This window comes from Neorhizobium alkalisoli (assembly GCF_002968635.1).
Classification (GTDB): Bacteria; Pseudomonadota; Alphaproteobacteria; order Rhizobiales; family Rhizobiaceae; genus Neorhizobium; species Neorhizobium alkalisoli.
Map to the genome: position 1 here is coordinate 1 of NZ_PVBN01000029.1, position 3,028 is coordinate 3,028.

The following is a 3,028-nucleotide window of genomic DNA, read 5'->3' on the forward strand; positions in this document are numbered from 1 at the left end:
ATGACCTTTCCGTTATTTGATTTGGGTGGTTTACGGGCCTTGGTGACGGGATCGTCGCAGGGGATTGGGCTTGCGCTGGCGCGGGGGCTTGCGGCGCATGGTGCGTCGGTGGTTTTGAACGGCCGCGATCGTGGCAGGCTTTTGGCGGCGGCGGGTGATCTTCGGGATGAAGGCCATGGGGTTGTTTCGGTCTCGGATTTCGACGTGACGGATGGGGAGGCGGTGAAGCGCGGGGTGGATGCGATCGAGCGGGATATCGGGGCGATCGACATCCTGATCAACAATGCCGGCATGCAGTTCCGCACCCCGCTCGAGGAGTTTCCGGCCGACCGCTGGGAACAGCTTTTGAAGACCAATGTGTCGAGCGTCTTTTATGTCGGCCAGGCGGTGGCCCGCCACATGATCGGCCGCGGGCGCGGCAAGATCATCAACATCGCTTCGGTGCAGAGCGAGCTCGCCCGGCCCGGCATTGCGCCCTATACGGCGACCAAGGGGGCGGTGAAGAATTTGACGCGCGGCATGTGCGCCGACTGGGCCAAACACGGCCTGCAGGTGAATGCGATCGCGCCGGGTTACTTCAGGACGCCGCTGAACCAGGCGCTGGTCGACAGTGCGGAATTCTCCTCCTGGCTGGAGAAACGCACACCGGCGGCCCGCTGGGGCAATGTCGACGAACTGGTCGGGGCGGCGGTGTTTTTGTCCGGCAAGGCTTCCTCCTTCGTGAACGGGCACACGCTCTATGTCGACGGCGGCATTACCACCTGTCTTTGAGGACAAAGACAAAGACAAAAGACTTGGGCCGGCCGGCGGGGCGGACGGGAAAAAGCTGTGACCGGCATTAAAATCGGCCAGCCGATCGAGGCGATCGCCCGGGCATGGCCATGAGGCCTGCCGCCGCCCGGCAGGCCGGCCAATCCAGATCGCGAGCGCGATCATAACAGGAGGACACGATGAGCAAGCCCGAGATCCTGCTGATGGGGCCTTACCCGGACTGGGACCTTGTCGAACTTGAGGATCGCTATGTGGTCCGCAAGATCTTCGAGGCCGAAGACCGCGATGCGTTCGTCGCGCAGCATGCGGGTGCCATCCGGGCGATCGCCACGCGCGGCGAGCTCGGCGCCTCGGCGGCCCTGATCGAAAAACTTCCCAGCCTCGAAGTCATCTCGGTCTACGGCGTCGGTTACGACGCGGTCGATCTCGATGCCTGCCGCAAGCGGGGCGTGCGGGTCACCAATACGCCTGATGTGCTGACCAACGACGTGGCCGATCTCGGTATCGCGATGATGCTGGTCCAATCGCGCGGCATGATCGGCGCCGAGCGCTGGGTCAGGGACGGCAGCTGGATGGCCAACGGCCTTTATCCACTGAAGCGCCGCGTCTGGGGCAGAAGAGCCGGGGTGCTCGGGCTTGGCCGCATCGGCTTTGAGGTGGCAAAACGCCTGGGCGGCTTCGACATGGAGATCGCCTATAGCGACATCGAGGCAAAATCCTACGCGCAGGGCATGACCTTCATCGCCGATCCCGTCGAACTGGCCCGGCATTCGGACTTCCTGTTCGTGACGCTCGCCGCATCGGCGGCGACCCGGCACATCGTCTCCAGGGCGGTCATCGAAGCGCTCGGTCCCGAAGGCATGCTGATCAACATCTCGCGTGCGTCCAATATCGATGAAGAGGCCCTGCTCGAGGCACTGGAAAGCGGTGCCTTGGGATCGGCGGCGCTCGATGTGTTCGAAAAAGAGCCCAATCTCGATCCGCGCTTCCTGGCGCTCGACAATGTGCTGGTGCAGCCGCATCACGCATCCGGCACGATCGAGACCCGCAAGGCGATGGGCAAGCTGGTGCGCGACAATCTCGCCGCCCACTTTGCCGGCGCCGCCCTGCTTACTCCCGTTATCTGAAGCGCGTTGCGCTTCAGATCTTTGTTTTGGCGCATGCCGTAATCGCAAAACCGTCTTAACACTTTTGCGCGGCCTGCCTTGAGAGGATAGGACCCATGAAAGCCGTCGTCATTCACGCCGCCAGGGATCTGCGCATCGAGGAAAGACAGGTCGACAGCCTCGGCCCCGGACAGGTGGAGGTGGCGATCGAGGCCGGCGGCATCTGCGGCTCGGACCTGCATTACTACAATCATGGCGGCTTCGGCACGATCCGCATCCGCGAGCCGATGATCCTCGGCCACGAGGTGGCCGGCACCGTCAAGGCGCTGGGAGAGGGGGTCTCCCGGCTTGCGGTGGGCGACCGGGTGGCGGTCTCGCCGAGCCGCCCCTGCAGTCAGTGCGACTATTGCCTGAAGGGGCAGCAGAACCATTGCCTGAACATGCGGTTTTATGGCTCGGCAATGCCGATGCCGCATATCCAGGGTGCGTTTTGCCAGCGGCTGGTGGCCGAGCAATGGCAGTGCCACAGGATAGCGGAGGGCGTGTCGATCAACGAGGCGGCGATGGCCGAACCGTTTGCGGTGACGCTGCATGCGATTGCGCGTGCCGGGGCGCTGACGGGCAAGCGGGTTCTCGTCACCGGCTGCGGCCCGATCGGGGCGCTTGCGATCATCGCCGCCAGAGCCCACGGTGCGCGTGAGATCGTGGCCACCGACGTCATGGATGCCGTCCTTGAAAAGGCGCTTTCGATCGGCGCCGACCGGGTCATCAACGTCGCCAGCCACCCGGAGCAGCTGTCGGCCTATTCGGCCAACAAGGGATATTTCGACGTCCAGTTCGAGGCGTCCGGCAATGAACGGGCCGTGCGATCGGGCCTGGAGGTGCTCAAACCCCGCTCCGTGCTGGTCCAGCTCGGGCTCGGCGGCGATGTCGCCATCCCCCAGAACCTGGTGGTCGCCAAGGAAATCGAGATGAAGGGCACCTTCCGCTTCCACGAGGAGTTCGGCCTCGCCGTCGACCTCATCAACACCCGCCGCGTCGACCTCAAACCGCTGCTCACCGCAACCTTCCCCCTCCAGGACGCCGTCACAGCCTTCAACCTCGCAGCAGACAGAACTCAGTCAATGAAAGTCCAAATTACCTTCTAGACA

At 63.7% G+C, this 3,028-nt stretch carries 3 protein-coding genes; all 3 read left to right on the top strand.

Annotated features, from left to right (window positions below; all coding sequences use genetic code 11):
- The 3 genes from C5L13_RS28355 to C5L13_RS28365 all read left to right on the top strand — a co-directional run bounded on the left by C5L13_RS28355 (position 1) and on the right by C5L13_RS28365 (position 3,025).
- Positions 1-771: an SDR family oxidoreductase gene (locus C5L13_RS28355; RefSeq protein WP_105386601.1), complete on the top strand. Its 771-nt coding sequence runs from the start codon at positions 1-3 to the stop codon at positions 769-771.
- A gap of 179 nt (positions 772-950) precedes the next feature.
- On the top strand, positions 951-1,898 hold the full coding sequence (locus C5L13_RS28360; protein ID WP_105386602.1) for a 2-hydroxyacid dehydrogenase: 948 nt from the start codon (positions 951-953) through the stop codon (positions 1,896-1,898).
- A gap of 95 nt (positions 1,899-1,993) precedes the next feature.
- Positions 1,994-3,025 carry an L-idonate 5-dehydrogenase gene (locus C5L13_RS28365; RefSeq protein WP_105386603.1) on the top strand — a complete coding sequence of 344 codons (1,032 nt, stop codon included), beginning with the start codon at positions 1,994-1,996 and terminating at the stop codon, positions 3,023-3,025.
- Positions 3,026-3,028 lie beyond the last annotated feature (3 nt).